General features: G+C 61.2%; 4 protein-coding genes. All 4 read left to right on the top strand.

Annotation, left to right across the window (positions count from 1 at the left end):
- A partial coding sequence (locus BKD70_RS23455) for a class I tRNA ligase family protein (RefSeq protein ID WP_139145831.1) occupies nucleotides 1-282 on the top strand: 282 nt, incomplete at its 5' end.
- A gap of 88 nt (nucleotides 283-370) precedes the next feature.
- On the top strand, nucleotides 371-976 hold the full coding sequence (gene lptE / locus BKD70_RS23450; RefSeq protein WP_014720078.1) for an LPS assembly lipoprotein LptE: 606 nt from the start codon (nucleotides 371-373) through the stop codon (nucleotides 974-976).
- Between the two features lie 39 nt (nucleotides 977-1,015).
- On the top strand, nucleotides 1,016-2,053 hold the full coding sequence (gene holA / locus BKD70_RS25250; protein WP_201914164.1) for a DNA polymerase III subunit delta: 1,038 nt from the start codon (nucleotides 1,016-1,018) through the stop codon (nucleotides 2,051-2,053).
- A 235-nt stretch (nucleotides 2,054-2,288) separates the two neighbouring features.
- Nucleotides 2,289-2,453: an alternative ribosome rescue factor ArfA gene (gene arfA, locus BKD70_RS23440; protein WP_003176285.1), complete on the top strand. Its 165-nt coding sequence runs from the start codon at nucleotides 2,289-2,291 to the stop codon at nucleotides 2,451-2,453.
- The last annotated feature ends 34 nt before the right edge of the window (nucleotides 2,454-2,487 follow it).

The following is a 2,487-nucleotide window of genomic DNA, read 5'->3' as shown; positions in this document are numbered from 1 at the left end:
ATCAGCCATGAACTGTGGAGCCGTCTGGGCCACAGCGGTGCCGTCATCGATGCCGCCTGGCCGGTGCAGGATGACAGCGCCCTGGTACAGGACACGCTGCAACTGGTCATCCAGGTTAACGGTAAACTGCGTGGCCAGATCGACATGCCGGCCAGCGCCAGCCGTGAAGAGGTTGAAGCAGCTGCACGTATCAATGAGAACGTGCTGCGCTTTACCGAAGGCCTGACCATCCGCAAGGTGATCGTGGTGCCTGGCAAACTGGTCAATATCGTCGCCAGCTAAATCGGATCAGGCGCGGGGCTTGGGCCCCACGCCGAACTAAACCTTTAGGGCCCGAGAAGGCCCACCTGGTTTCAAGGGGAGCAACAAAATGATCAAACGCAATCTGCTGGTTATGGGCCTTGCCGTGCTGTTGAGCGCTTGCGGCTTCCAGCTGCGCGGCACCGGCACCAATGAGCTGTCGCTCAAGGAACTCGACGTCAGCGCCCGCAACGCCTACGGCGAAACCGTCACCCAGCTGCGCCAGACCCTGGAAAACAGCGGTGTGCACGTGTACAACGGCGCCACCTACAAACTGATCCTGACGGATGAGCGAGAAACCCAGCGCAATATCAGCTACGCGAGTGCTGGCCGTGCGTCCGACGTCGAGTTGAACACTGCGCTGATGTTCGAAATACAAGGCCGTGATCAGTTGCCGTTGATGGGTGACAAGATCCAGGTGCAGAAAGTGGTGAGCCACGATGGCAACAACCTGGTGGGTTCGGACTCCGAGACCATCCAGGTGCGCAAGGAAATGCGTCGTGAGCTGATCCAGCGCATGATGACTCGCCTGCAAATGCTCACTCCGGAAAAACTGGCTGAGCTGCAGCAAGTGGCCGACAACAAGGCCAAGGCTGATGCCGACGCCCTGAAAGCCGCGCAGGAATATGAAGACAACACGCCGAAACAGTCGCCTGTTGAAGTCCCTGTCGAGTAAGCCAGACGGGGCGCCCCTGGCGCCCCGTTCGCCCTGCCTATGAAACTTGCCCCCGCCCAACTCGCCAAACACCTGCAAGGTGGCCTTGCGCCTGTGTACATCGTCAGCGGCGACGACCCGCTACTGTGCCAGGAAGCGGCCGACGCTATCCGCACCGCCGCACGCCAGCAAGGTTTCGATGAACGCCAGGTGTTCAGTGCTGACGCCAGTTTCGACTGGGGCACGCTGCTGCAAGCTGGCGCGAGCATGTCGCTGTTTGCCGAAAAACGCCTGCTGGAACTGCGCCTGCCCTCGGGCAAGCCGGGCGATAAAGGCGCGGCGGCCCTGATGGAATACTGCTCGCGCCCCGCCGAAGACACCGTGCTGCTGGTCAGCCTGCCCAAGCTTGACGGCAGCGCGCAGAAAACCAAGTGGGGCAAGGCCCTGGTTGAAGGTCCACAGACTCAGTTCATCCAGATCTGGCCGGTGGACAGCAACCAGTTGCCGCAGTGGATTCGTCAGCGCCTGTCGCAATCAGGGCTGGCGGCGACACAGGATGCCGTGGAACTGATCGCCGCTCGGGTCGAGGGCAACCTGCTTGCCGCCGCCCAGGAGATCGAAAAGCTCAAGTTGATGGCTGAAGACGGGCAGATCACCGTCGAAACCGTGCAAGGCGCAGTGGCCGATAGCGCACGCTTTGATGTGTTCGGCCTGGTGGACGCCATCCTCAACGGCGAGCCCGCCCACGCCCTGCGCATGCTCGAAGGCCTGCGTGGCGAAGGAGTGGAACCGCCGGTGATTCTGTGGGCACTGGCCCGTGAGCTGCGGGTGCTGGCGAACATTGCCCTGCAATACAGCCAAGGCACACCGCTGGACAAATGCTTCAGCCAGACCAGGCCGCCGGTGTGGGACAAACGCAAACCCCTGATGAGCAAAGCCCTGCAACGGCACTCGGCGCAACGCTGGGCGCAACTGTTACTGGAAGCGCAGCGCATCGACGCACAGATCAAAGGCCAGGCGGCCGGCTCGCCGTGGATGAGCCTGAGCCGCTTGTCGCTGTTGATGGCTGGCCAGCGCCTGGCGTTGCCTGCCGAATAAACCCCCTCTGTACGACAGCACAAAACCCTGTGGGAGCTGGCTTGCCTGCGATGGCGGTGTATCAGTGCCCTTTGTGCCAACTGACCCACCGCCATCGCAGGCAAGCCAGCTCCCACATTGACTCTGCCCACTGCCTATTTGCGACATTTCCCACCTATCGACGGGCTTTACAGCCGGCCCACTTCGGCAGATGATTTGCACCGCTGCATTCCACCCTCAAGCGAGAGAATCCACCATGAGCAAAAAGCCATCCAAGCATGGCCCCAACAAGGCCAAATCCATCATCGCCCAGCCCTTGTTCCGCAGCCGCCAGGAACGCGCCGGCAAAGGCAAAGGCAGCTACCGCCGCGAAGCCTTCCAGTCTAATAGCTGGGAGGCTTCTTACTTTCTGGCTGCCTGAAGGCAAGCGCCCCTCTGGCATGATAAGGTCTGTA

It is taken from the genome of Pseudomonas sp. BS-2016, assembly GCF_001806145.1.
Taxonomy (GTDB): domain Bacteria; phylum Pseudomonadota; class Gammaproteobacteria; order Pseudomonadales; family Pseudomonadaceae; genus Aquipseudomonas; species Aquipseudomonas lundensis.
This window is presented reverse-complemented; position numbering and strand designations above follow the sequence as displayed.